Origin of the sequence: Actinomadura keratinilytica (assembly GCF_039539665.1) — a bacterium.
In the GTDB taxonomy this organism is placed as follows: Bacteria; Actinomycetota; Actinomycetes; order Streptosporangiales; family Streptosporangiaceae; genus Spirillospora; species Spirillospora keratinilytica.
In genome coordinates, this window is the sequence record NZ_BAABDO010000100.1 from 1 (window position 1) to 24141 (window position 24141).

General features: G+C 75.1%; 22 protein-coding genes and 1 pseudogene. 15 read left to right on the plus strand and 8 right to left on the minus strand.

The window, feature by feature from the left end; all coding sequences use genetic code 11:
• Window positions 1–309 precede the first annotated feature (309 nt).
• On the minus strand, window positions 310–984 hold the full coding sequence (locus ABD879_RS25030; protein WP_345024054.1) for a vWA domain-containing protein: 675 nt from the start codon (window positions 982–984) through the stop codon (window positions 310–312).
• 390 nt (window positions 985–1374) lie between these two features.
• Here ABD879_RS25030 and ABD879_RS25035 point away from each other — a divergent pair, with 390 nt between their 5' ends.
• The 5 genes from ABD879_RS25035 (at window position 1375) to ABD879_RS25055 (ending at window position 7876) form a co-directional block, all read left to right on the plus strand.
• A complete protein-coding gene (locus ABD879_RS25035; protein ID WP_345024055.1) occupies window positions 1375–1932 on the plus strand; it encodes a hypothetical protein in 558 nt (185 codons plus the stop codon).
• A 115-nt stretch (window positions 1933–2047) separates the two neighbouring features.
• Window positions 2048–2287 (plus strand): DUF5999 family protein, encoded by a 240-nt coding sequence (locus ABD879_RS25040; RefSeq protein ID WP_345024056.1) that lies wholly within the window; start codon window positions 2048–2050, stop codon window positions 2285–2287.
• A 362-nt stretch (window positions 2288–2649) separates the two neighbouring features.
• Entirely contained in the window at window positions 2650–2931 is a 282-nt protein-coding gene (locus ABD879_RS25045; RefSeq protein ID WP_345024057.1) for a hypothetical protein, read from the plus strand.
• Window positions 2932–3011: 80 nt separating this feature from the next.
• Window positions 3012–6167 carry an AfsR/SARP family transcriptional regulator gene (locus ABD879_RS25050; RefSeq protein ID WP_345024058.1) on the plus strand — a complete coding sequence of 1052 codons (3156 nt, stop codon included), beginning with the start codon at window positions 3012–3014 and terminating at the stop codon, window positions 6165–6167.
• A 104-nt stretch (window positions 6168–6271) separates the two neighbouring features.
• The gene (locus ABD879_RS25055; protein ID WP_345024059.1) at window positions 6272–7876 is read left to right on the plus strand and encodes an MFS transporter; all 1605 of its coding nucleotides are present in this window, start codon (window positions 6272–6274) and stop codon (window positions 7874–7876) included.
• Window positions 7877–8278: 402 nt separating this feature from the next.
• Here the strand turns inward: ABD879_RS25055 and ABD879_RS25060 are convergent, their stop codons facing one another.
• A complete protein-coding gene (locus ABD879_RS25060) occupies window positions 8279–8692 on the minus strand; it encodes an ATP-binding protein (RefSeq protein ID WP_345024060.1) in 414 nt (137 codons plus the stop codon).
• Between the two features lie 466 nt (window positions 8693–9158).
• Here ABD879_RS25060 and ABD879_RS25065 point away from each other — a divergent pair, with 466 nt between their 5' ends.
• Genes ABD879_RS25065 through ABD879_RS25075 form a run of 3 tightly spaced genes read left to right on the plus strand, consistent with a single transcriptional unit; the run spans window position 9159 to window position 10948 of the window.
• A complete protein-coding gene (locus ABD879_RS25065; protein WP_378269219.1) occupies window positions 9159–10082 on the plus strand; it encodes an SPFH domain-containing protein in 924 nt (307 codons plus the stop codon).
• Window positions 10079–10321: a type II toxin-antitoxin system antitoxin gene (locus ABD879_RS25070; protein WP_345024061.1), complete on the plus strand. Its 243-nt coding sequence runs from the start codon at window positions 10079–10081 to the stop codon at window positions 10319–10321. Before ABD879_RS25065 ends, ABD879_RS25070 begins: the two co-directional genes overlap by 4 nt.
• A 3-nt stretch (window positions 10322–10324) precedes the next feature.
• Window positions 10325–10948: a GOLPH3/VPS74 family protein gene (locus tag ABD879_RS25075; protein WP_345024062.1), complete on the plus strand. Its 624-nt coding sequence runs from the start codon at window positions 10325–10327 to the stop codon at window positions 10946–10948.
• A 70-nt stretch (window positions 10949–11018) separates the two neighbouring features.
• On the opposite strand, the gene ABD879_RS25080 is transcribed toward ABD879_RS25075, so the two are convergent.
• Window positions 11019–11432: an organic hydroperoxide resistance protein gene (locus ABD879_RS25080; protein WP_345024063.1), complete on the minus strand. Its 414-nt coding sequence runs from the start codon at window positions 11430–11432 to the stop codon at window positions 11019–11021.
• 126 nt (window positions 11433–11558) lie between these two features.
• On the opposite strand from ABD879_RS25080, the gene ABD879_RS25085 reads away from it, so the two are divergent.
• From ABD879_RS25085 to ABD879_RS25100, 4 genes and pseudogenes are all read left to right on the plus strand, one after another.
• A complete protein-coding gene (locus tag ABD879_RS25085) occupies window positions 11559–11990 on the plus strand; it encodes a MarR family winged helix-turn-helix transcriptional regulator (protein WP_345024074.1) in 432 nt (143 codons plus the stop codon).
• 91 nt (window positions 11991–12081) lie between these two features.
• A complete protein-coding gene (locus ABD879_RS25090; RefSeq protein ID WP_345024064.1) occupies window positions 12082–12642 on the plus strand; it encodes a 3'-5' exonuclease in 561 nt (186 codons plus the stop codon).
• 164 nt (window positions 12643–12806) lie between these two features.
• Window positions 12807–13187 (plus strand): annotated as a pseudogene (locus ABD879_RS25095) (ATP-binding protein); the annotation flags it as partial.
• A gap of 105 nt (window positions 13188–13292) precedes the next feature.
• On the plus strand, window positions 13293–13691 hold the full coding sequence (locus ABD879_RS25100) for an ankyrin repeat domain-containing protein (protein WP_345024075.1): 399 nt from the start codon (window positions 13293–13295) through the stop codon (window positions 13689–13691).
• 104 nt (window positions 13692–13795) lie between these two features.
• Here ABD879_RS25100 and ABD879_RS25105 read toward each other — a convergent pair whose 3' ends face one another.
• The gene (locus ABD879_RS25105; RefSeq protein ID WP_345024065.1) at window positions 13796–14863 is read right to left on the minus strand and encodes a mechanosensitive ion channel family protein; all 1068 of its coding nucleotides are present in this window, start codon (window positions 14861–14863) and stop codon (window positions 13796–13798) included.
• Window positions 14864–15051: 188 nt separating this feature from the next.
• On the opposite strand from ABD879_RS25105, the gene ABD879_RS25110 reads away from it, so the two are divergent.
• A complete protein-coding gene (locus ABD879_RS25110) occupies window positions 15052–16695 on the plus strand; it encodes a CocE/NonD family hydrolase (protein ID WP_345024066.1) in 1644 nt (547 codons plus the stop codon).
• A gap of 18 nt (window positions 16696–16713) precedes the next feature.
• Here the strand turns inward: ABD879_RS25110 and ABD879_RS25115 are convergent, their stop codons facing one another.
• From ABD879_RS25115 to ABD879_RS25125, 3 genes are all read right to left on the minus strand, one after another.
• Complete coding sequence (locus ABD879_RS25115; RefSeq protein ID WP_345024067.1) at window positions 16714–17190, minus strand: hypothetical protein; 477 nt, start codon at window positions 17188–17190, stop codon at window positions 16714–16716.
• A gap of 88 nt (window positions 17191–17278) precedes the next feature.
• Window positions 17279–17740, minus strand: a complete 462-nt coding sequence (locus tag ABD879_RS25120) for a peroxiredoxin (protein ID WP_345024068.1) — start codon at window positions 17738–17740, stop codon at window positions 17279–17281.
• Window positions 17741–17750: 10 nt separating this feature from the next.
• Entirely contained in the window at window positions 17751–18473 is a 723-nt protein-coding gene (locus ABD879_RS25125) for a histone deacetylase (RefSeq protein ID WP_345024069.1), read from the minus strand.
• A gap of 281 nt (window positions 18474–18754) precedes the next feature.
• On the opposite strand from ABD879_RS25125, the gene ABD879_RS25130 reads away from it, so the two are divergent.
• Together ABD879_RS25130 and ABD879_RS25135 are read left to right on the plus strand one after the other, a co-directional pair.
• Entirely contained in the window at window positions 18755–20017 is a 1263-nt protein-coding gene (locus ABD879_RS25130) for a glycosyltransferase (protein ID WP_345024070.1), read from the plus strand.
• A gap of 101 nt (window positions 20018–20118) precedes the next feature.
• Window positions 20119–23040: a helix-turn-helix transcriptional regulator gene (locus tag ABD879_RS25135; RefSeq protein WP_345024071.1), complete on the plus strand. Its 2922-nt coding sequence runs from the start codon at window positions 20119–20121 to the stop codon at window positions 23038–23040.
• Here the strand turns inward: ABD879_RS25135 and ABD879_RS25140 are convergent.
• Window positions 23026–24141: hypothetical protein (locus ABD879_RS25140; RefSeq protein ID WP_345024072.1), on the minus strand; the 1116-nt coding region annotated here is incomplete at its 5' end. The two genes, ABD879_RS25135 and ABD879_RS25140, sit on opposite strands and share 15 nt — an antisense overlap.

Consider the following 24141-nt stretch of genomic DNA (forward strand, 5'->3'; position numbering starts at 1 on the left):
CTCACAGAACGACATGGCTACGATCCGACTTGGCCAGCAGGCCCGCCACGACCGCGACGACGACGGCGCGGCCCGCCGGTTCGGGCCGCTTCCGCCGGTCGCGCCGGGGTCGTGGTGCTCCGGCCCCGGGACGGGCGGTGCCGGGACGCGGAGCGGGTCGCCGCCGGGCCATGCGGAGACGGGCGGGGCGGGCGGGAAGTCGGGGCCGCGCGGCTCGCCCAGCCCGAACCGGGCGTCCCCGTGCGCTTGGTGACTCATCAGGGCTCCTTCCTTGGCTCAGGACGGGCTCGGGGTGGACTCGGGGCGGGGTCACGGCACACGGGAGAACCACAGCAGCGACCCGGCGGACACGGCGACCGACAGCAGCAGCCCGGCGGCGACGAACCACCCCCAGATCTCGCGCCGCTCGACGCGGTAGCCGATGCTGCTGCCGATGTCCTCGCAGACGCGGCGCAGCTCGCCGCCGGAGGCCGCCTCGTAGTAGCGGCCGCCGGCCTCCTGCGCGAGGCGTTCCAGCGCGGGCCCGTCCACCGGCACCGGGACGGCCGTGCCGTCCTGGTACATCACGCCCTCGGGAGTGCCGTAGGCGATGGTGGACACCGGGGTCCCGTGCGCCCACGGCGCGCCGCGCGGCGTCCCTCGGGCTGCGCCCGGCGGTGTCGGTGCCGTCGGACAGCAGCACGATGCGCCCCGCGCGCCCCCTCCCGGGGCGGGCGGCGCCTCGGACGCCCGCCCCTCGGGCGGCGGCGCGGCGGCCGCGGCCGACCTGCGCTGGGCCGGCACGTGCCGGACGAGGTCGCGGACCCAGTCGCCGTCGGTGCGCAGCCGCAGATGCGCCGCGCCCGCCGCGCGCAGGATCCGCAGCTCGGTGCGGACCGGTTGCGGACCGCCGTCGGCCGGCGCCGCGCTTCCGGCGGCGAGCGTTCCGGCCCCCGCCAGCCCGGCCGCCGCGATCACGATCCTGGTACGTCCGCTGAGACTCATGCTCGCCGTCCCCTCGCTCTCCGCTCGGCGGGTGTCCGGCCGCTCCGGCCGGACGGCACGCGACGATCACAGCAGTCCGGGGCGAAAACGAACTTGAGGACGGCGCGCCGCCGCGCCGCCGCCCCCGCCCGTCCGGCCGGGGCCGCGGCGAGAGATGCGTCACGCCGCCCGGCGGCCGGCCGCGGGAGCCGGGTGCCGCGGATCCGCAGACCGCCGCGGTCGCGGGGGACGGGGACCGGGGCGCCGGGCGGCGCCCGCCGCCCGATCCCGACGAAGATTCTTTTCTGATCGACTTTTCCGATAACTGCCTTTCTTGTAGCGTTCGCAGCGCTTTGTTAACCGCTTTCCTGATCTTGGTTTCCCACCACAAGATCGCGAAAGGAGATCGCGATGCCCACGGCGACAGGCCTGGCCGCGGCCGCGCTCCTCGGCCTGCTGACGCTGCTGGCCGCCGCGTGGCTCGCGACCGGGCGCTCGCCCCGCCTGTCCGCCGACCCGGCCGGGCCCTCCGGCGCCCCCGACGCCGACGGCTCGGCCGACCATCCCGAGTCCCTCACCGCCGTCCTCAACCAGGACAGCGAGGAGTACCTGGCGTGGCTGGCCGACCACCTGTGGCCCGGCGACGAGTACCTCGACCTGGAGCAGCGGTGGCGCGCCGAGCTCGACGCCGGCGAGCTGCCCGAGCCGTACGAGTCCCCGCTGTGCCCGCAGTGCCGCCTGCGCCGCGAGGACGTGTGGCCGTGCCCGCACTGCGGCAGGCTGCTGCACCCCTCCTGCGGCCACGGCATGCGCCGCCGCCGGGTCGCGCGCCCGTACCGGGCCCAGGGCGCCGGGTCGGAGGCGGTGATCGGCGAGTGGATCTGCACCGGCTGCCGCTCGGTGGTGGGCCTGGACGTGGCGGGCGGCGACGAGGCCGGGGGCGGCGAGGCGGGCGGTCTGCTCACCTGAGGCGACCGCTAAACGCCAGGAAGGTAAAGAATCCGCCAGCCGCTTGCGAGTTTCGGTCGATGCTCTGCAAACTCGACGTATGTCCTAAATCTCAGGACATCCGTGGAGGTATCCCGTGACCGCTCAGCGACTCTCGGCCTGTGTCCACCAGCCGCCCTGTCCAGGGCCGGACAGCGCCGACCACGACGCGGCCCGCATCGTGGCCAGCCACCCCGAGCAGGGCTGGAGCCTCCTGTGCAACGGCATCGTCCTCTTCGAAGACACCGGCGAGCTGCTGCCCGACGGCCGCGTGATCGCGCCGCACCGTCCCATGCCGCGGCTGCGCCGCACCGCTGCGACAGCGACGGCCTCCTGAGGTGAGCGCCCCGCCGCCCGGCCGAGGCGGCGCACGGTTCACCGACCAGACCCCCGAGGAGCACGTACCGCGCCTCCCTCACATCACTCCACTTCCGTCGCGGGACGTTCCTCCTCTGTTGTGCGGGCCTTCGGCCGACCTACGGCCGAAGGCCCGCACGTTTGTTCGCACCCGGCGCGCCCGCGCCTCGACGGCGCGTTGAGCTGCACGAACGCGTCCCGGGCGTAGACTTCCACGCGTCGCCGGGCCGACCCGGCGCCCCGCCGCCACGGCATGTCGCTCTCCCCGCCGCCGGATTCGGTCTTGTAGCGTTCAGTTGTTTTGCTCCTTACGCAAGGTTCTTCGCGGAAGGGCGGCGCGGCGTGTTCGTGGTCCTCGTCCTGGTCTCCCTGGCCTGCCTGCTGCTGGTGGGCCGGTGGGTGCGCCCTGCCCTTTCTGGCGACCGCCTGGGCGCGCCGGGCCGCCCGGGCGGGCCCGACGGGCCGGGCGGGCACCCCGAGTCGATGACGGCCGTCCTCGACCCCGCCGACGAGGAGTACCTGGCCTGGCTGGCCGACCACCTGTGGCCCGAAGACGAGTACCTCGACGCCGAACTGGAGATGGGCGACGGCGAAGAGGAGGCGGGGGGCGGCCTGCGCCGATGACCCCCCGGGGGGCGCGGCCCCGTGCGCCACGGTCGGTGACGCAGGCACGGCGAACCGTTGCATACGGAAGAATCATCGCCATGCGGTTCGGCGTTCTGGGGACGGTGGAGGCGCGTCTGGACGACGGACGCGCCGTGGCCGTCGGGGGCCCGCGGGTGCGCACGCTGCTGGCCCTGCTGGCGCTGGACGCGGGCCGCGTCGTCCCCTCCGAACGGCTCATCGACGGCCTGTACGGGGAGGAGCCCCCGGCCGGGGCGGCGAACGCGCTGCAGTCCCAGGTGTCGCGCCTGCGCCGGGCTTTGGGGGACGCCAGGCTCGTCGAGGGCACCGCTACGGGCTACCGCCTTGCCGTCCCGCCGGACAGCGTGGACGCCCACCGCTTCGAACGCCTGGCCCGTGAGGGACGCGACGCCCTGGCCGCCGGCGACCACGCCCGCGCCACGGCGTCGCTGCACGAGGCCCTGAGCCTGTGGCGGGGCCCCGCCCTGGCGGGCGTGCCGTTGCAGGGCGGCCAGGCCGCACGCCTGGAGGAGCTGCGGATCGCCGCCATCGAGGACCACGCCGAAGCCGCGCTCGCCCTGGGCGAGAACGCGTCGCTGCTGCCCGCCCTCAAGGAGGTGGTGGACGCCCACCCCCTGCGCGAACGCGCCCGGGGCCTGCTGATGCGCGCCCTGTACGGCGCCGGACGGCAGGCCGAGGCGCTCACCGTCTACGAGGACGGGCGGCGGATCATCGCCGACGAGTTGGGGGTCGACCCGTCCGCCGAACTGTCGGGCCTGCACCTGTCGATGCTGCGCGGCGACCTGGACCGGCCGCGGCCCGCTCCCCCCGCCCCCGCCTCGCTGCCCGCGCAGCTGACCAGCTTCGTGGGGCGCGAGGAGGAGCTGCGGCAGGTGGGCGAGCTGCTCGCCGAGGCGCGGCTGGTGACGCTGCTCGGGCCGGGCGGCGCGGGCAAGACGCGGCTGGCGGTGGAGGCGGCGGCGCGCGACCGGGGCCCGGTGTGCTTCGTCGACCTGGCCCCGCTCGGCGCCGGGGCGGAGGTGCCGAACGCGCTGCTGGGCGCGCTCGGCCTGCGGGAGAGCCCGGTGCGGCCGGAGGCGCCGGGCGGGCCGCCCGACCCGGTGGGGCGGCTGGTCACCGCGCTGACCGGCCGCCGCATGCTGCTCGTCCTGGACAACTGCGAGCACGTCGTCGAGGACGCGGCGCGGATCGCGCACCGGCTGCTGACCGCCTGCCCGGACCTGCGGGTCCTGGCCACCAGCCGGGAGGCGCTGGGCGTCACCGGCGAGTCGGTGCGGCCGGTGCCGCCGCTGCCGGTGCCGTCCGCCGAGCTGCCCGCCGGGCGGGCGCTGCGGTACCCGGCGGTCCGGCTGTTCGCCGACCGCGCCGCCGCCGTGCGGCCCGGGTTCGCGGTCGACGACGGCACGCTCCCGGCGGTGCTGCGGATCTGCGCCGCGCTGGACGGGCTGCCGCTGGCGATCGAGCTGGCCGCGGCGCGGCTGCGCTCCCTTCCGCTGGACGAGGTGGCCGCGCGGCTGGACGACCGGTTCCGGCTGCTGTCGCACGGCAGCCGTACCGCCGCGCCCCGGCACCAGACGCTGCGCGCCGTCGTCGGGTGGAGCTGGGACCTGCTCGGCGAGGAGGAGCGGCGGCTGGCCCGCCGCGTGACCGTGTTCGCCGGCGGGTTCTCGCCCGCGGCGGCGGCCCGGGTGTGCGGCCTGCCCGAACCCGACGCCGACGAGCTGCTGATCGGCCTGGCCGACAAGTCGCTGCTGCAGCCCGAGCCGGCCCCGGCGGGCGTCCGCTACCGCATGCTCGACACCGTCCGGGCGTTCTGCGCCGAACGGCTGGAGGAGGCGGGCGAGCACGACCGGGTGCGCCGCGCCCACGCCGAGTACTTCCTGGAGCTGGCGCTGACCGCCGACCCGCACCTGCGCGGCCCGCGGCAGCTGGAGTGGCTGGAGCGGCTGGCCGCCGAGCACGGCAACCTGCACGCGGCGCTGCGGCACTGCGTGCACGCCGACCCGCCGCTGGCGCTGCGGCTGGTCGCGGCGCTGTCGTGGTACTGGTGGCTGCGCGGCCGCGTCGAGGGCGCCGCGCTGGCCGCCGAGCTGCTGCGCGTGATCGGCCGGGAGCCGCCGGACGGCCTGGAGGAGGAGTTCGTCGCCTGCGTCGCCAACGCGGTGACCGGCGGGGCGGAGCTGACCGGCGGGGGCGCGCGCCCGCTGATGGAGGCGGCGTCGGCCGCGCTGCGGCGGCTGGACCGCGAGCTGCGGTATCCGGCCACGCTGGTGCTGTGGGGGCTGACCACCGGCCCGATGGACGACGACCCCGTGGCGGACCGCAGGCTGATCGGCTCGACCCCGTGGACGACGGCGCTGCTGCACATGAGCGAGGCGTTCATCCAGCAGTTCCGCTCGCGGCCGTCGGCGGCCGAGGCCGAGTGCGAGGCCGCACTGGCGGGGTTCCGGGCGGTGGGCGACCGGTGGGGCATCGCCAACACCCTGGACCAGCTGGCCCAGCTGACCGCGGAGCGGGGCGACCGCGACCGCGCCCGGCGGCTGCTGGACGAGGCCCTCACCATGCTCGAACCGCTCGGCGCCATGGAGGACACCGCCGATCTGCTGTGCAGCCGGGGCCTGGTGTCCCTGCAGGACGGGGACCTGGCCGCCGCCCGGGCCGACTTCGCCGCGGCCGTCGGGCTGGCCCGCCGGGCGGGCGCCCCCGACAAGATCGCCACCGGGTACGGCCGGCTCGGCGACGTGGCGCGGCTGCGCGGCGACCTGGCCGAGGCCCGGCGGCGGTACGAGGCGGCGATGCACGGCTTCGGCAGCGAGCGGTTCCTCGCGCGGGCCGCGCGGGCGGCGGCGCACGTCGGGCTGGGCTGGGTGGCCGCCGGCGAGGCCGAGCTGGACGCCGCGCGGCGGCTGCACCGGCGGGGGCTGGAGATGTCGTTCGACCACCCCGTCCTCCTGCACCGCGCGGAGGCCGTCGTGGGGCTGGCGGGCGTCGCGCTGCGGGAGGGCGACGCCGAGCGCGCCGCCTTCCTGCTGGGCGCCGCGACGGCGCTGCGGGGCGGGCAGCCCCACGGCTCGCCCGACGCCGCCCGGGTCACCGCGCAGGTGCGCACGCTGCTCGGCGACGCCGCCTTCGCCTCCGCCCACGGCCGGGGTGCCGCCCTGGATCCGGAGGAGGTCCGCGCCGCCGCCCACGCCCGGGCAGGCGACGGCTCCTGACGGCCCGCCACCGGGCCGTCCCGACGACCGCCGCCGGGCCGCGCACCGCCCCCGGTCAGCGGACGGTGCGCCGGCGGTCAGCGGCGGACCCGACGCTGCCCGGCATGAATCCGCAAGCCGTACCGTCCCACCGCAAATGGGGCACGTTCGTCATCGGATGCCTGCTCATCCTGGTGCCCGGCATCGATCTGACGGCGCTGAACCTGGCCGTCCCCCATATCAGCGCCGACCTGGACCCGTCGGCCACGCAGATCCTGTGGATCGCCGACAGCTACGGCTTCGCGCTGGCCGGGCTGCTGATCACGATGGGCGCCGTCGGCGACCGCGTCGGGCACCGCAACCTGCTGCTCATCGGCGTGGCCGTGTTCGCCGCCGCGTCCGCGCTGACCGCCTACGCCCCGAGCGCCGAGCTGCTGATCGCGGCGCGCGCCCTGCTCGGCGCGGCCGGGGCCACGCTGATGCCGTCCGCGCTGGCGCTGATCCGCCGCGTGTTCACCGATCCCAAGGAGCGCACCACGGCGCTCGGGGCGTTCTTCGGGTCCGGGGCGCTGGCGGTCGGGCTCGGCCCGGTGCTCGGCGGGGGCGTGCTGGAGCACTTCTGGTGGGGCGCGGTCTTCCTGATCAACGTGCCGATCATGGCGGTGATCCTGGCGGCCGGGGCCGTGCTGCTGCCCGGTTCGCACGGGCCCGGGCACGGCCGGGTGGACGTGCCGAGCGTGCCGCTGTCGGCCGCCGGCGTCCTCGGCGTGGTGTACGCGGTCAAGGAGGCGGCGGCGCACGGCCTGGACGCCGCGCAGGTGCGCTGGGGCGTCGCGGTCGGCGCCGCCGGGCTGGCGCTGTTCCTGTGGCGGCAGACCCGGCTGGCGCACCCGCTGATCGACGTGCGGCTGTTCCGCCGGGCCGCCTTCACCGGCTCGGTGACGATCAACCTGTTCGCGATGTTCGGCATGGTCGCCCAGTCGCTGCTCTTCTCGCTGTACTTCCAGCTGGTGCTGGGCTGGTCGCCGCGGCGGGCGGGCCTGGCCGGGCTGCCCGGCGCGGTGCGCGCCGCGGCGGCCGCGGCCGCGCTGGCCGCGCCGCTGATCTCCGCCGTCGGCCGGGCCCGGACCGTGGCGGTCGGCATGGCGGTCGCCGCCGTGTCGTACGCCGCGTTCACCGGGTTCGGCACCGACCCGTCGTATCCGCTGCTGGTGGTCCCGATGGTGCTGGGCGGCCTGGGCATGGGCCTGGCGCTGACCGTCACCGGCGACACGGTGCTGGCCTCGGTGCCCCGGCGGCGCGCGGGCACGGCGTCGGCGATCTCCGAGACGGCCGCCGAACTCGGCGGGGCGCTGGGCATGGCGGTCCTGGGCAGCGTGGTGACCGCCGTCTACCGGCGCGCCCTGGAGACGCCGTCCGGCCTGCCCGCGGGCGCCGAGCACGCCGCCCGCGAGTCGCTGGCCTCCGCGGCGGGAGCGGCCGCCGCCCTGCCGCAGGACCTGGCCGCCCGGCTGCTGGACGCCGCACGGACCGCCTACGTCGACGGCATGCACGCCGCCATGCTGGCCAGTGCCGCGGTGATGGCGTGCGTCGCGGTGACCGCGGTCTTCACCCTGCGGTCCGTGCCCAAGGTCATCCCGGGCGACGCGCACGGCGAGGTGGACGGCGCAGCGGACGACGAGGCGGACGGCGAGGTGGACGGCGACGTGCCCGCCCCGGCGGCCACCTGAGGCGGCGGACGCGGCCCCCCGCCCGGACGGCCCTGCTCGGACGGCTCCGCTCGGGCAGGGGCCGCCCGCTGCTCGCGCGGCCGAATGGAGCGCGCCGACGGAGGCGACGCGAAATCCTCATCCCTCTGTGAGCGGCGAGTGAGGCCGACCCCGGCGCGCACCTTCTCCTGACCTCGAACAATCCGCTCGTATTCCCGCCGCCCGGAGGGCGACGGCGCGCCCCGAACCGCGTCGACAACGCCTCTCGCGGCCCGGCGGGTCACATTCTCACATGCTCGCCTGGGGCGCCCGCCGGGGAAGTCGACGAAATGCGTTCGGGGGTGAGTCCGCGCCCGCACGGGGCCGGCAATCCCTCCGGCCTCCCGGCGCGACCCGGGCCGGGAGGCCGGAGACTATCGCAGATCATTGCAGCCACTCCCCCGCGAACATGGCGGTGACCGTGCGGCCGGACTCGTCGCCGTACCAGCCCCAGCTCGTCGCCAGGTGGGAGACGGTCCGCAGGCCGCGCCCGCTCTCGGCGAGCTCGTCGACGTCCCGGACGGCGGGTTCCCCGGGGCCGCCCTGGTCGGTGACGGCCACGGCCACGCCGCTGCTGCGGCCGAGGACCTCAAGGGTGAACAGGCCGTTCCCCTGCCCCGACTTGGTGTGCCGCAGCGCGTTGACGACGAGTTCGTCCACGGTCAGCAGCACCTCGTCGAGGGCGGGGAATCCGGCCAGCAGGCAGGAGGTGAACCGCCGGGCGGCGCGGGCCTGTTCGGCGTCACCGGGAAAAGACCGGCGCCAGTACAGGGCGGTCGGTGGTGTCGACAGAAGCATCGGATACCTCGGGGTCGGGAGATCTGTGGCGACCTCTCGGAGGGCAGCGCGATTTCATGCTCACACCAGAACCCGCCACAGTCTGTCAATGCGGCTGTCGAATCGTCGCGGCGGCCCCGTCATCCCCGGGAATCGCGGAAATTTCCCATGCCGGGCCCGCCGTTGCGGGCACCGCCCTGCGGCGGGGGCGAAAGTTGCCCCGCAAGAACGCATGACAAAGTCGCCGGCGGCAGCCGAAGAGACCGTCGGCACCTTTCGCATACGACTCGCGCACCCCATCCGGCCGTCGTTCCCCGGACCCGTCGCGCGGGCGCCGCACCCCCGGCAAGCCGCCCGAGGACGGGACCGGCGCGGTCGGCGCCCACCCCCCCTGCGCGGACACGCGGCGCCCCGGCCGCCCGCAGCGGACGGCTTTGCAAAAAGTGATATCAGTTTGCTAGCCTCGTGCCATACCGAGAGGAGCTGGATGATGAAGGTCGACGGGGGTGCCGCCGGTCTGGTGGAGCTGCCCAAGGTGGACGTCGCCGAGCGGGAGGCCCGCAACCTCGGCGGGTGGCCCATGCTGGGGCTGGCGGTGGTACTGGTGCTGCTGGGCGCGGCGGCGGCCGGGCTCGGAATCCTGCAGGGAGGCGCGGCGCTCGGGATCGGGATCGCGGTCGGGGCCGTGCTGGTGCTGGCCGCCCTGGTGGCGGCGGCGGGGCTGACCGCGGTGGAGCCGAACGAGGCGCGGGTGCTGCAGGTGCTCGGGCGCTACGCCGGGACGGTCCGCACCGACGGGCTGCGCTGGGTGAACCCGATCAGCGAGCGCAAGCGGGTGTCGACGCGCATCCGCAACCACGAGACGGACCGGGCGAAGGTCAACGACCTGGACGGCAACCCGATCGAGATCTCCGCGGTGGTGGTGTGGCAGGTCGAGGACACCGCCCGCGCGGTGTTCGCGGTGGACGACTTCGTGGAGTTCGTGGCGTTCCAGACCGAGGCCGGGCTGCGGCACATCGCGGGCAGCTTCCCCTACGACGCGCACGACCGGCTGTCGCTGCGCGACAACGCCGACGAGATCACCGCCAAGCTGCAGGAGGAGCTGACGCTGCGGGTCGCCGCGGCCGGGGTGCGGATCGTCGAGGCGCGGATCACCGGGCTGGCGTACGCGCCGGAGATCGCGCAGGCCATGCTGCGGCGCCAGCAGGCGGGCGCGGTGGTGGCGGCGCGGCAGCGCATCGTCGAGGGCGCGGTCGGCATGGTCCAGCAGGCGCTCGACCGGCTGGACGAGGAGAACGTGGTGGAGCTCGACGAGGAGCGCAAGGCCGCCATGGTCAGCAACCTGCTGGTCGTCCTGTGCGCCGACCGCGACGCGCAGCCGGTCGTCAACACCGGTTCGCTCTACCAGTGACGGAACGGAAGAAGATCCTCTTGCGGCTGGACCCGGCCGTGCACGACGCACTGGCCCGCTGGGCGGCCGACGAGCTGCGCAGCACCAACGCCCAGATCGAGTTCCTGCTGCGCAAGGCGCTGGCCGACGCGGGGCGCATGCCCCGCGGGGCCGCGCGGATGCGGCGGCCGGGCCGGCCCCGCAAGAACGAGACCGCACCGAAGGACGAGGACCAGGACGAGAACCAGGGCGGGGGTTAGGCGATGGTGAGGGTTCCCGAATCGCTGCCGGCCAGGATGTACCTGCTGGCCTACGACCTCAAGCGCAGGCGCATGCCCTACACCGGCGGCCGGCTCGGCTACGTGCTGCGCGGCGCGGCCCTGGCCGAGCTGTACCTGGACGGGCGGCTCGTCGAGGAGCGCCAGGGCCCCCGTCCCGGCACCCCGGGCGACGACCCGTACGGCCTGGTGGCGCAGATCTCGGCGTCGCGGCCCCGGTCGTGGCACTACTGGGTGCGCAAGGACAGCCGCGCGATGGTGCGCAGGGTGCGCGACGAGCTGGCCGCGGGCGGCTGGATCCGGGTGCGCGAGCGCCGGATGCTGGGGCTGTTCACCGCCCGCCAGGTGGAGGTCAAGGATCCGCGGGTGGTCAAGACGCTGTGGGGCGGGGCGTCCTCGGCCCTGCAGGGCAGGCCCGTCGCGCACGTCAACAGCTACGACGCGGCGGCGGTGGCGCTGGCGGCGGCGGGCGAGCTGAACACGGTGCTGCCCCGCCCGGAGCGGCGCCGCCACCGGCGGCGCATCAGCGAGCTGAGCGCGCGCACCGGTCCGGCGGCCGGGGCCGTGCGGAGGGTGGTCCGCGCGGACCAGGCGGCCGGCGGCGCATGACCCGCGGACCAGGGACATCTGCCTGGCGCAGAAGCTGGAGAGGCGTTACCCGACGGGGACGCCTCTTCGCTCATTCGAGGACCAGTTCCACGGGGATGTTGCCGCGGGTGGCGTTGGAGTACGGGCAGACCTGGTGGGCCTTGTCGACCAGCGCGCGCCCCGCCTCGCCCTGCAGCTCGTCGGGCAGCTCCACGCGCAGCACGACGCTCAGGCCGAAGCCGGACCGCACGTCGCCGCCGATGCCGACCTCGGCGGTGACGGAGACATCGCGCACGTCCTGGCCGGTGCCGCGGGCCACGGCGCCGAGCGCGCTGGCGAAGCAGGCGGCGTATCCGGCGGCGAACAGCTGCTCGGGGTTGGTGCCCCGGCCGGTGCCGCCCATCTCGACCGGCAGGGCGAGGGGCAGGTCGAGCCGGCCGTCGGAGCTGACGGCGCGGCCGTCCCGCCCGTTGGCGGTGGCGACGGCGGTGTACTGGGCCTCCATGGCTCCTCCTTTGGCTTGACGCAATTCGATTGTACGCAATCGAACCCTAGGATGGAACGCATGGACAGTGCAACGCCGCGCGACCTGCCCGCCGAGGCCCCCGCGGAGGCCCTCGCCGAGGAGGTCATGCGGCTCGACCGCCAGGTGTGCTTCGCCGTGCACGCGGCCTCGCGCGCCTTCGACGCGGTGTACCGGCCGCTGCTGCGCGAGCTCGGCCTGACCTACCCGCAGTACCTGGCGATGCTGGCGCTGTGGGAGCACGGCGCGCTGACCGTCAAGGAGCTGGGGCTGGCGCTGCGGCTGGACTCCGGCACGCTCTCCCCCCTGCTCAAGCGGCTGGAGTCGGCGGGCCTGGTGCGGCGCGAGCGCAGCTCCCGCGACGAGCGCCAGGTGACGGTGTCGCTGACCGGCCCCGGGCGGGAGCTGCGGCGGCGGGCCGCGGCGGTGCCCCTGCGCATCATGGAGGCGACCGGCCTGGACGAGCGGGAGCTGGTCGCGCTGCACCGCTCGCTGGACCGCCTCACCGCCGCCCTCGACACCGCGTCCGGCCGCGGCTGAGCGCCCCCTGCGGCGCCGGCGGCCCGGGCGCCGGGCGGCCGCGGGAAATGCGATCGCCGGTGGCCGGGCGGGGGCGCTAGCGTGCCGGGCCATGGAACCCCATGACCGCCTTCTCAACGTCGTCGACGTGGAGGCCACCTGCTGGCAGGGGCGGCCCCCCGCCGGGCAGGTCAGCGAGATCATCGAGATCGGGCTGTGCGTGGTGGACCTGCGGACCCGCGAGCGGGTCGAGCGGCACCGCGTGCTGGTGCGGCCCGCGCGCTCGACCGTCAGCGCGTTCTGCACCGAGCTGACCGGGCTGCCCCAGGAGGAGGTGGACGGCGGGGTCCCGTTCGCCGCGGCGTGCGCGCTGCTCGAACGCGAGCACCACGCGCGTTCGCGGGCCTGGGCGAGCTGGGGCGACTACGACCGCAAGCAGTTCGAGCGCCAGTGCGCCGCCGCCGGGGTGCGCTACCCGTTCGGCCGCCGCCACACCAACGCCAAGGCGGCCTACTCGGCGGCGCACGGCCTGCCGCGCCGGCTCGGCATGGCCGGGGCGCTGCGGCACGCGGGCCTCCCCCTGGAGGGCCGCCACCACAGCGGGGCCGACGACGCCTGGAACATCGCCGCCCTGGTGCTGCACATCGCCGCCAAGGGCGCCTGGCCGGACTGACCGCCCGTCCACCTGGACATTCGCCGCACAAGCCATGATTCGGGGCGGCTGTCCCGGGCAGGGAGCCTGCGAGGAGACCAGCCGCCGGACGCAGCCGGACTGCACGACCGACGCGCAGAGCCGACGTGCAGGGCCGACGTGCAGGGCCGACAGGGAGAGCCGACATGGAGATCAGTCTTGATCTTCGCCTGCCGCGGGACGCCGCGAGCGTTCCCGCGGCGCGGCGCCTGCTCGACTCGTCCCCGTGCGCGCTGGGGGTGGACGCGGCGATCCGCGGCGACATCGAGCTGATGCTCACCGAGGCGTGCACCAACGCGATCCGGCACGCCGGCCGGGGCGGGGAGTACACCGTGCGGGTGGGCATCCTGGACGAGCGCTGCGTGATCAAGGTGATCGACTCGGGCCCCGGCTACGGCGCCGGCCCGGGCAACGGCGCGGGCCCCGGCGAGGCGCCCGGCCCGCTGTCCGAGCACGGCCGCGGGATGCTGCTCATGCGGGCCCTGGCCGACGGGGTGCGGTTCGGGACGGCGGCCCGCCAGGGCGCCCTGGTGTCGCTGGAGAAGCACCTGCACTACGGGCGCGACACCCTGGGCAGCCTGCTCGCCGACCACGCGGGGGACGGCCGGTGGCGGGGAGGGGGTGTGCGGATCATGAGCGAGGCCGACCCGGAACTGCGGGAGTTCGCGACCAGGCTGTTCGACCTGGCGCGCACGGGGCGGACCGACGAGCTGATCCCCTACGTCGACGCGGGCGTGCCGGTGAACCTGACCAACGACAAGGGCGACACGCTGCTGATGCTGGCCGCCTACCACGGCCACGCCGACACCGTCCGCGCCCTGGTGGCCCGCGGCGCCGACCCCGAGCGCGCCAACGACCGCGGCCAGCGCCCGCTGGCGGGGGCGGTGTTCAAGCAGGAGGCCGAGGTGGTGCGGGCGCTGCTGGACGCGGGCGCCGACCCGCGCGCCGGGCGCCCGTCGGCGATCGAGACCGCGCGGATGTTCGACCTGACCCACTACCTCGCCTGGTTCGAGGAGGCGACCGCCACCTGACCGGCGGGCGCGCGGCCCTGCCCGGAGCGCCTCGGGGCGCCCCGGCCGCGGCCTCGGGTCCGGGCCCGTGCGGGAGCGGGCGCGCGGCCCGTCCCGCCGGGGCGTCACGACCGTCCGGGAGGGGCGGTGAGCAGGTCGGCGGGGTGGTCGCTGTCCACCAGGACGCGGCGCATGGGGAAGGGGATCTCGATGCCCTCGGCGCGGAAGCGGCGGTGCAGGCGCTTGACGAACTCGTGCTTGATGCGGAACTGCTCGCCGAACTCGGAGATGCGCAGGATCACGTTGAAGCCGATGCGCGAGTCGCCGAAGGTGTGGAAGCGCACCAGCGTCTCGGCGTCCTCGACCCCGCCCTGCACCTCGGCCATGACCTCCTGGCCGACCTCCACGACGACCTTCTCCACGTGCTCCAGGTCGCTGCCGTAGGCGACGCTGCACCCGATGATCAGGCTCATGTCCTGGGCGGGCCGGTGGTAGTTGGTCAGGATCGTGTCGGAGAACCGCTGGTTGGGGATGACCTCGATGTTGTCCGACAGGGTGCGGATCGAGGTGTTGCGCCAGTTGATGTCGACGACGTAGCCCTCCTGGCCGGTGCTGAGCCTGATGTAGTCGCCCGGCTCGATGGTCTTGGACGCCAGCACGTGCACGCCCGCGAACAGGTTGGCCAGGGTGTCCTGCAGCGCCAGCGCCACGGCCAGGCCGCCGACGCCCAGGGCGCCCAGCACCGGGGTGATCGACACGCCCAGGGTCTGCAGCATCACCAGCGTGCCGACGCCGAGCACCACCACCCGGGTGATGTTGGCGAAGATCGTCACGTTGGCGGGGGTGTCCTGCTTGCCGAGGGCGATCGAGGCGACGATGCCCGCGCCCATCCGCGCCAGGGCCAGCGCGACGACCAGCACGGTGATCGCGGCCAGCACCCGGCCGGTGATGTCCAGGGTGCGCGGCGTGAGGTGCAGCGCGTTGGCCGCCAGCCAGGCGCCGCCCAGCAGCGACAGGGGCAGCGCGAGGTCGTGCAGCAGCCGGGCGACGAGGTCGTCCCAGGCCCACCGGGTGTCCCCGGCCCGCCGGGCCAGCCGTCCCGACAGGATGCGCAGGACGACGGCGACCACGGCGGCGACCGCCATGATCACTGCGGCGGCGATGACCGAGCCCCACTCCAGTGAGTCAGGCATGGCGCGAGTTCTCTCCCTCTGCTGGACGGACGTCCGGCGGACCGGCCGGACCTGCGAAATGACCGATGCATGGCAAATGTGCGACATGTCGCACCAGTCCCGATACGTGGTGATCGTAGTGGGGCGCCGCAGCGGGCGGGGGCCTCTCGGCGGGAAGGAACCGCTGACCCGCCGTTACGATCGACCGGGTGGTGAATCTGGGAGTGGTGCGCCGGCTGGGGGTCTCGGCGCTCGGCCTGCCCAACGGCCCCCACCGCGTCACCGTCCGCCGCGACCTGCCCGTCCCCGCCGCCGACGGCGTCACGCTCCTGGCCGACCACTACGCCCCCGAGGGCGTCGACCGCCCGCCCACGATCCTGGTCCGCTCCCCCTACGGGCGGCGCGGCCCGTTCGGGCTGATGTGCGGGCAGACGTTCGCCTCGCACGGCTTCCAGGCCGTCGTGCAGAGCGTGCGCGGCGGGTTCGGCTCGGGCGGGGTGTTCGAGCCGCTGGACGAACGCGAGGACGGCCTGGCCACGGTCGAATGGCTCAAGCGCCAGCCCTGGTTCGGGGGCACGTTCGCCATGCACGGCCCCAGCTACCTGGGGTACGTCCAGTGGGCCGTCGCCGCCGACGCCGGGCCGCAGCTGCGCGCCCTGTCGATGCAGGTCACCGCGTCCCAGTTCCGCGACGCGATCAACCTGGGCGGCGGTTTCGCGCTGGAGTCCACCCTCATGTGGGTGGACCTGACCGCGCGGCTGCGCCACCCGCTGTCGGGCCTGACCGCCGGGTTCCTGTCGCCGCGCCGGGCCCGCCGCGCGGCGCTGTCCGGACGGCCCCTCGCCGAGCTGGACACCCTCGCCACCGGCGCGCCGCAGCGGTTCTACCAGGACCTGCTCGTGCACGGCCCCGACTCCCCGTTCTGGAAGCGCCGCGACCACAGCCCCACCGTCTCGCGGGTCACCGCCCCGGTGAACATGACCGGCGGCTGGTACGACATCTTCCTGCCCTGGCAGCTGAAGGACTACGCGGCGCTGCGCGCGGCGGGGCGGCGCCCCTACCTGACCATCGGCCCGTGGACGCACGCCGACCAGCGGCTGATGCGCGGCTCGATCACCGAGGCGCTCGACTGGTTCCGCGCCCATCTGCTGGACGACCCGTCCGGCCTGCGCGAGCAACCCGTTCGGCTGTACGTGACCGGGGCGGACGAGTGGCGGGAGTACCCCGAGTGGCCGGTGCCGGGCATGCGGGCCCGCCGCTGGCACCTGCGGCCCGGCGCGGCGCTGTCGCCGGACGGCCCGCCGCAGTCGCCGCCCGACCGGTACCGGTACGACCCGGCGCACCCCACCCCGTTCCTCGGCGGCCCGACGCTGCTGGGCGGCGCCGACCCCGTCACCGACCAGCGGCGCCTGGAACGGCGCGCCGACGTGCTCACCTACACCTCGCCCGTGCTCGACGACGACCTGGAGATCATCGGGCCGGTCACCGCCGACCTGTTCGTCCGGTCCGACCGCGCCCACACCGACTTCGTGGTGCGGCTGTGCGACGTGGCCCCGGACGGCACGTCGCTCAACCTGTGCGAGGGGATGCGGCGGCTGGTGCCGGGCGCGCCCGAGCCGGACGGCGACGGGGTGCGCCGGGTCGCGGTGGACCTGTGGCCCGCCGGGCACCGCTTCCGCCGCGGCCACAGCATCCGCGTGCAGGTGTGCAGCGGCGCCTACCCGCGCGTGGCGCGCAACCCGGGGACGGGCGAGCCGATCGGCACCGCCACCCGCATGCTGCCCGCCCACCAGGAGGTCTTCCACGACCCGGACCACCCGTCCGCGATCGTCCTGCCCGAGCTGCCCGGCTGAACCGGGGCGCCCGCGCTTTCAGGCGGGGGCCAGCCGCGCGCCGTCGGCGACGACGGCGGCGTGCGGCGGCTGGGGGCACCGCCCGTCCACGCCCTGCGGCGTGACGGCGGCCTTGCGGTCGAACAGCTTCCCGCCGCCGTCGTCGCGCAGCACGACGGCGACCTCGACCGGCGCGGACGGCAGCCCCTTGAGGTCGAAGAAGGCATGGGCGTCGCCGGTCGGGCTCGCCGACGCGCCGCAGACGCCCTCGGGCGGCCCGTCCGGGCAGTCCTGCGGCACCGCGACGCTGGACGGCATGAGCCCCAGGGGCCCGCTGCCGCGGCACCGGCCGTCCCAGCACACCGTCACCGTGGCGGTCTCGGCCCGTTGCGCCAGCGGCGCCTTCACCCGGACCGCGACGCCCTCGCGCACCGCGGCCCCCGGGCAGACGGCATCGGCCCCGCGCAGGGAGCAGGCCGCCAGCCCGCACAGCGCCGCCATCGCGGCGGCGATCAACGCACTCGGCCTCATACGGTTCCGACGCGGTGCGGCCCGCCATGGTTGCGGGGCCGACGCCGGCCGCCCGGATCCGCGGGGTGGCGCGTCAGGAGGCGGCGGCGCGGCGGCGGAGGGCCGCCAGGGCGCGATCGGCATGGACGTTCATGCGGATCTCGCTCTTGATGACCTCCAGGACGCGGCGGTCGGTGTCGATCACGAACGTCTGCCGCCGGGTCGGGGCGAGCGCGAGGCCGCGCTTGACGCTGAAGCGGTCCCGCACCGTGCCGTCGACGTCCGACAGCAGCGGGTAGCCGAGGGAGTGCTTGCCCGCGAACTCCTTCTGCTTGTCCACCGGGTCGCCGCTGATGCCGACCGGGTGCGCGCCCAGCTTGGCGAACTCGGCGGCCACGTCGCGGAAGTGGCACGCCTCGGCGGTGCAGCCCGCGGTCATCGCGGCCGGGTAGAAGAACAGTACGACGGGGCCGTCCGCCAGCAGGCCGCTGAGGGTGCGCGGCCGTCCCGTCTCGTCCGGGAGCTCGAAATCGTCCACCACGTCACCGACGTCCATGGGGACGACGCTATCCGGCGGCGGGCTCCAGCGGCAGACCCGGCCCCGGCCGGAACGCGGCGAACATCGCCTGGAGGGACGCCCGCGGCGCGGACGCCGCGGCGGCGGCGTCGGCGCGGCGCAGCAGCGCGGAGATCGCCGGTGCGGACCAGACCCCGCGGGCGCCCGGGCAGGCGCGCAGGTAGGAGGCGACCTGGCCGGTGCGCCAGCCGTGCGCGTCGCGCAGGCCGCGCGCCAGCATGGTCAGGTACGGGGCGGACGGGGCGTTCAGCACGGCCCGTCCCGCTCCGTGCGGGGCGGTGAAGGTGAGCATCGGGTGCCCGTCCCGCTCGCCGACCTTCAGGACGGTCTCGTAGTGCCCGGGGCCGATCCGCTGCCGCCCCGTGGCCAGCGCCTGCGACAGGTCGTGGTCGGCACCGGCCTCCCGCCGCATCTCCTGCGCCATCACGTCGCAGAACTGCTCGCGGGTCACCAGGTAGGCGCGGGCGGCCGTGCGGCCCGGCAGCTCGGCGTCGTAGAACGCCATGCCGCCGCCCCACGTCAGCGAGTTGAAGGCGAAGTAGACGCCGCCGGGCAGCGTGACGGCCTTCTCGTCGCGCGCGGGCCGGGCGTCCCGGCAGCCGGTGTAGTGGCGCGTCGCCCCCTCGGGGCGCCCACCGGCCAGGTAGCAGGAGAACCGCTCCCGTGCCAGGTTGGACCCGTAGGCCACGTACCAGACGAGATCTGCACACACAGTCACCCAGTATTACCGCCGATCTCCCGTGCTTTGAACGTCCGACGCCAGGTCAGAGGGCATTTTCGGGCCGGCGCGCGCACCGGGCGCCACTGGGGTCCCGCATGTCTCATACGGTGTCCGTCGCGCGGGTCACGGCGTTCGGAGGTTTGATCCCGGGGCGCTCCGGAAAGAGACCATCACAAGCGGGTGTCTAAGACGCAGATACCTCCAGGTTTGCGCCATGTGTGCCTTCGGAGGTCTGTGTCATGAAAAGCTCCCTGAACATCGCTTTGGTTTCGATGTCCGTTCTCACCGGGGAGCACACCCACGCTTCCGTGGTGCGCGAGCTGGCCCGCGCGCTGGCGCGTCCGGTGCCCGGCGGCGACCGGAAGAACCACGTGACCGTCTACGCGCGCCGCTATGACGAAGCGACGCGCGATCGGACGCGCCTCGGCCCCGGAGCCGCGCTGCGGCTGATCGACGCCGGACCGGCCCGCCCGCTGGCCGAGCACGAACTCCTGCGGCACGTCCGCGACGTCGCCGACGAGCTGCGGCGGCGCTGGTCGGGCGCCGCACGCCCCGACGTGGTGCACGCCCACGGCTGGATCGGCGGGCTGGCGGCCTGCGCGGTGGCCGGGGAACTGGGCATCCCGTTCGTGCAGTCCTACCACGGCCTCGGCACCGCCGAACGCCGCACCGGACGGGCGGTGCACCCCGCCCGCATCCGCCTGGAGGCCGCGCTCGGACGCGGCGCCGACACCGTCCTGGCGGGCAGCGAGCAGGAGGCTCACGCGCTGGTGCGGCTCGGCGTGCCCCGCCCCCGCATCGGCATCACCCCCTACGGCGTGGACGACCGCCACTTCAGCCAGACCGGCCCCACGCTGCCCCGCGGCGGCCGCCCCCGCCTGGTGACCGTGTCCCGCGACCTGACCGACGGCGGGATCGCCACCGCGATCCGCATACTGGTCAACGTCCCCGGCGCCGAACTGGCCATCACCGGCGGCCCCGACCGCGCGGAACTGGAGAACGACACGGCCGTGCACCGGCTGCGGATACTGGCCAAGGAGCTGCACGTCGCCGACCGGGTGGTGTTCATGGGCCGGATGCCGCGCCGGTCCCTGCCCAAGCTGCTGCGCACCGCCCGCCTGGTGCTGTGCCTGTCACCGGACCGCCCGTCGCCGCTGGTGGCGCTGGAGGCGATGGCGTGCGGCGTCCCGGTCGTGACGACCCCGGTCGGCGGCAACGCCGACAGCGTCCTGGACCACATCACCGGACTGCACGTGCCCGCCGGGCGCCCGGTGGAGATCGGCCGCGCGGTGCGGCGCCTGCTGGCCGAGGAGACCACCCGGCACGGCTACGCCATCGCCGCCGCCGACCGCGCCCACTCCCGCTACTCCTGGAACCGCATCGCCGCCGAGACCCTGCGCGCCTACGGCCGGCTCCTCCCGCCCGAGGAGGACGAGCCCCATGCGGCCGCCGCGGCCGCGGCCGAGGAGCCCGCCGAGCCGACGGTTCCCGCCCAGGCCCGCGAGTCCGACCTGGCGGCCGCTTTGATGAGCTGACCCGTCCCTCCCGGAACCCGTGGGACGCCCGGACCACGCGGCCTGGGCGTCCCACGGCCGCACCGGTCGAGCACACCGCTCCCCGGTGCCATACTCGCCGTGTGGGGGACGACGGGCGAGCCGACGGCGTGCTGATCGGCAGGCGTGCCGAGCTGGCCGCGCTGACCGGCGCGCTGGACCGGGCCGCCGCCGGGACCGCCGCGACGGTGCTGGTCGGCGGAGACGCCGGAGTCGGCAAGACCCACCTGGTGGGCGCGCTGGCCCGCGTCGTGCGCGACCGCGGCGGCGCCGTCCTGGTCGGGCAGTGCGCCGAACTGGGCGAGAGCATGCCGTACCTGCCGCTCGCCGACGCGCTGTGGCGGGCCGCCCGGGACCCGCGGCAGGGCGAGGCGGTCCGCGCGGTGCTGGCGTCCCGTCCGGTGCTCGAACGGCTCCTGCCGGACGGGGACGACCGCTCCGGCGGCACCTCCGAGCTGGGACAGCAGCAGCTGTTCGGCGCCACGCTCGGCCTGCTCGGCGAGCTGGGGCGCGCGGGCCCGGTGCTGCTGGTCCTGGAGGACCTGCACTGGGCCGACCGGTCGACCCGCCGCCTGCTGACCTTCCTCAGCCGGGTGCTGCAACACGAACGGGTCTGCCTGGTCGGCACGTACCGCACCGACGACCTGCACCGGCGGCACCCGCTGCGTCCCGTGGTGGCCGAGCTGCTGCGCCTGCCGGACGTGTCGGCCGTCGACCTGCGCCCCTTCGCCCCCGACGAGACCGCCGCGTTCCTCAGCGCACTGTCCGCCGGGCAGGCCCCGCCCCCGGACGTGGTCGAACGGGTGCACGCTCGCTCCGAGGGCAACCCGTTCTACGCCGCCGAGCTGTACGCGGCGGCCCGCACCGGCGAGGAACTGCCCGCCAGGCTCGCCGACCTGCTGCTGGCCCGCGTCGAACGGCTCGGCGACGACGCCCAGCGCGTGGTGCGGGTCGCGGCGGTGGCCGGCCGCCGGGTGGGCGACGAGCTCGTCCGCCGGGTCTCCGGCCTGGGCGAGGCCGAGGTCGGCGCCGCCCTGCGGGAGATCGTCTCGCACCGGCTGCTGGTGCCCGACGGCGCCGACGGCTACCGGTTCCGGCACGCGCTGCTGCGCGAGGCCGTGTACGCCGACCTGCTGCCGGGCGAGCGGACCCGCCTGCACGCCGCGTTCGCCGCCCTGCTGGCCGACGACTCGGGGTCGGCCGCCGAACTCGCCTACCACAGCCTGGCCGCGCACGACCTGCCGGTGGCTTTCGCCGCGTCCGTGCGGGCGGGACGAGAGGCCGAACGGGTGGGCGCGCCCGCCGAGGCCCTCGAGCACTACGACCGCGCCCTGTCCCTGTGGGACGCCGTGCCCGGCCCCGAGACGGCGGCCGGCACCGACCGCGTCCGGCTCGCACTGGCCGCGGTGCGCGCGTACGGGCGGTCCGGCGAGGCGCGGCGGGCCGTGTCCCGGCTGCGCCGGCTGCTGGAGACCGCCGACCCCGCCGACCGGCGGCTCGGCGTGCTGCTGCGCGAGAGTCTGGCGCACTACCTGAGCGACCTCGACATGGGCGCCGAGTCCGCCGACACCGCCCGCGAGGCCGTCGACATGCTCCCCGCCGACCCGCCCACCCCGGAACGGGCCGCCGCCCTGGCCGCATACGTCCGGGCCCTGCTGCTCAAGATGGACGACCACCCCCGGTACCGCGGGCACGACGACGACCTGCCCACCCTCGCCGAAGAGGCCATCGCCGCCGCCCGCGCCACCGGCGCCGCCGGCGTCGAGGCCGGCGCCCTGGTGTCGCTCGGCCTCTACCGCGAGGAACGCGAGGCCCGCCTGCAGACGCCGGACCTGTTCGCCCGCGCCCGCGACCTGGCCGTCCGGGCGGGCGACCACCAGGTCGCGCTGCGCGCCGCGTTCCACCACGCGCGGGCCCGGTTCGACCGCGGCGACCTGACGGGGGCCGCCGAGGCCACCGAGGAGGCCGTCCGCTTCACCCTCGGCAGCGGCCTCGGCCGGTCCTACTACGGGGTGATCCTGCGGTGCCTGCGCTTCCTGATCCACTACACCGCCGGGGAGTGGACGCACGCCGCCCGCCTGGCCGCCGGCTTCGGCATCCGCGTCACCCGCCCCGCCGAGGCGCTGCTCTCGGCGTACGCCCTGTTCCTCGAGGTGGCGCAGGGCGGCGACAGCGTCACCGAACGGATGCGCTGGATCGAACCGCTGTGGGGCGAGGACGAGCTGCTCGCCTACCTCTCCCGCGGGCTGGCCGCCGAACAGGCCCTGTGGGACGGCGACCCGGCCGCCGCGCTCGACCATGTCACCGCCGTGCTGGACGTCCTGCGCCCCGCCGACACCGCCGCCATCCGCATCGCCGCGACCGGCCTGTGGGCCCACGCCGCCCTCGGCTCCCGCTCCGCCGCCGACGAACTGCTCTCCCGCGCCCGGACCGCCGCCTCCACCACGTTCGACGGCCGCCCCCGCGCCTGGCTGGGCCTGGAGGGCCGCGCCTGGCTCGCCCGCGCCGAGGCCGAACACGCCCGCGCCCACGGCGCCAACGACCCGGAACTGTGGCGCCGCACCGTCACCGCCTTCGAGTACGGAACGCCCGGCGGCGGCTTCGTCTACGAGGTCGCCCGCTCCCGCTGGCGCCTCGCCGAGGCCCTCGCCGAACGCGGCTCCCGCGACGAGGCCGCCGCCGAATGGCGCGCCGCCGTCGCGGCGGCCGAACGGCTGGGCGCCCGCCCGCTCCGCAAGGCCCTGGCGGACCTCGGCACCCGCGCCCGCCTCGCGTCCGCGTCCCCCGCCGCCGCCTCGGGCCCGTTCGCGACGCTGACCCCCCGCGAACGCGAGGTCCTCCGCCTGGTCGCCGAGGGCTACAACAACCGGCGGATCGCCGAGGCGCTGTTCATCTCCCCCAAGACGGCCAGCGTCCACGTGTCCAACATCCTCGGCAAGCTCGGCGTCACCAGCCGCACCCAGGCCGCCGCCCTCGCCCACCGCGAGGGGCTACCCACCTCCTGACGGGTGTTGTTCGTCGCCGGGGTCCAGCACAGCGATCCGCAGCCTTTGGTAGGGCCGCGCGTTCAGCAGCCCATGGACCATGTGCTTGATCTTGTCCTCGTCGTCGGTCCACCGTCCGCGCTGGATCGACTCGATCTCGTCACAGAGCCGGGACAGCCTGCCTTGAACCTCGTCCACGGAGTTCGTGAGAGCCGATCTCAGCATCAGGGCCGCGCCGTGCGCATTCCAGTAATTCTCCGGTCGGTTGAGCTCCGGAACAGTGACCAGCAGAGACGGATGCGCCGCGACCAGGGCGGCAAAGGCATGGCCGTCGAAGTCATAGGGGAGGCAATGGTCCAGCGCCCACCGCGCCGCCTTGGCCGCGTCTTCCATCGGCATTCCACTGGCCCGGATTCTCAGGACGAAGGCGAGCAGATCGAACACTTCCGTGATCGTCCGCCGCTCCGTCCCCTTCGGAGGGGGCAGCAGTTGGAGTGTCCGACAGACGGGGCTGAGACTCTCCTCGCCGACCATGGCCCCGAGGAGCGATGCGACCATCACCTCCTCCCATCGTCCCGCGTATCCGAGTACAGAGCCGTCGTAAAGCGCGATGCCGGGCAGCAGTCTCACCATGAGGTCCCAGTCATCCATCAGGCTCGCATGGTCGAGTTCAGGCCAAGCGTTACGAGATTTCTTAAGGCAAACGGCCCCCTTCTCATAAACCAGCATCCGCAGCAGGGAATGGTCACGACCAAGACCGGCATGCCATAGAGAGACGGTGGAGCGCCACAGCACCATATGGTCGACGGCATTTTGCCAGAGCCGGTTGAGCGGGACCCTGCCGCCACTCACGATGACCAGCAGCAGAACGAGATTGGCGGAATAAGCGGCCAATTGGCGAACATGATCAGCGGGCTGCGGGCGGTATGCCGCGTACCGCCCGGAGTCGCGCCGTTGTCGATAGCCGGACACGAGAATCTCCAGCGTCCGCCGGATCCGGTCCCGCTCGTCGTGGCCGATCTCCTCGAAAAGCTGGATGGCGAATCTCAACGCGACAGGCCGGTCACTGAGCCTTTCCCCGTAACGATCCGCGACAGTGCGTGATCGTCTGGGTGGTGCGCC

Bases quoted from the DNA above. Each gene is read 5' to 3' on its own strand.
- ABD879_RS25105 (WP_345024065.1), bottom strand. From the start codon at position 14,863: ATGCCTGACTCACTGGAGTGGGGCTCGGTCATCGCCGCCGCAGTGATC.
- ABD879_RS25085 (WP_345024074.1), top strand. From the start codon at position 11,559: ATGCGGCTCGACCGCCAGGTGTGCTTCGCCGTGCACGCGGCCTCGCGC.
- ABD879_RS25050 (WP_345024058.1), top strand. From the start codon at position 3,012: ATGCGGTTCGGCGTTCTGGGGACGGTGGAGGCGCGTCTGGACGACGGA.
- ABD879_RS25120 (WP_345024068.1), bottom strand. From the start codon at position 17,740: ATGGACGTCGGTGACGTGGTGGACGATTTCGAGCTCCCGGACGAGACG.
- ABD879_RS25065 (WP_378269219.1), top strand. From the start codon at position 9,159: ATGATGAAGGTCGACGGGGGTGCCGCCGGTCTGGTGGAGCTGCCCAAG.
- ABD879_RS25100 (WP_345024075.1), top strand. From the start codon at position 13,293: ATGAGCGAGGCCGACCCGGAACTGCGGGAGTTCGCGACCAGGCTGTTC.
- ABD879_RS25030 (WP_345024054.1), bottom strand. From the start codon at position 984: ATGAGTCTCAGCGGACGTACCAGGATCGTGATCGCGGCGGCCGGGCTG.
- ABD879_RS25130 (WP_345024070.1), top strand. From the start codon at position 18,755: ATGTCCGTTCTCACCGGGGAGCACACCCACGCTTCCGTGGTGCGCGAG.
- ABD879_RS25090 (WP_345024064.1), top strand. From the start codon at position 12,082: ATGGAACCCCATGACCGCCTTCTCAACGTCGTCGACGTGGAGGCCACC.
- ABD879_RS25075 (WP_345024062.1), top strand. From the start codon at position 10,325: ATGGTGAGGGTTCCCGAATCGCTGCCGGCCAGGATGTACCTGCTGGCC.
- ABD879_RS25080 (WP_345024063.1), bottom strand. From the start codon at position 11,432: ATGGAGGCCCAGTACACCGCCGTCGCCACCGCCAACGGGCGGGACGGC.
- ABD879_RS25060 (WP_345024060.1), bottom strand. From the start codon at position 8,692: ATGCTTCTGTCGACACCACCGACCGCCCTGTACTGGCGCCGGTCTTTT.
- ABD879_RS25055 (WP_345024059.1), top strand. From the start codon at position 6,272: ATGAATCCGCAAGCCGTACCGTCCCACCGCAAATGGGGCACGTTCGTC.
- ABD879_RS25035 (WP_345024055.1), top strand. From the start codon at position 1,375: ATGCCCACGGCGACAGGCCTGGCCGCGGCCGCGCTCCTCGGCCTGCTG.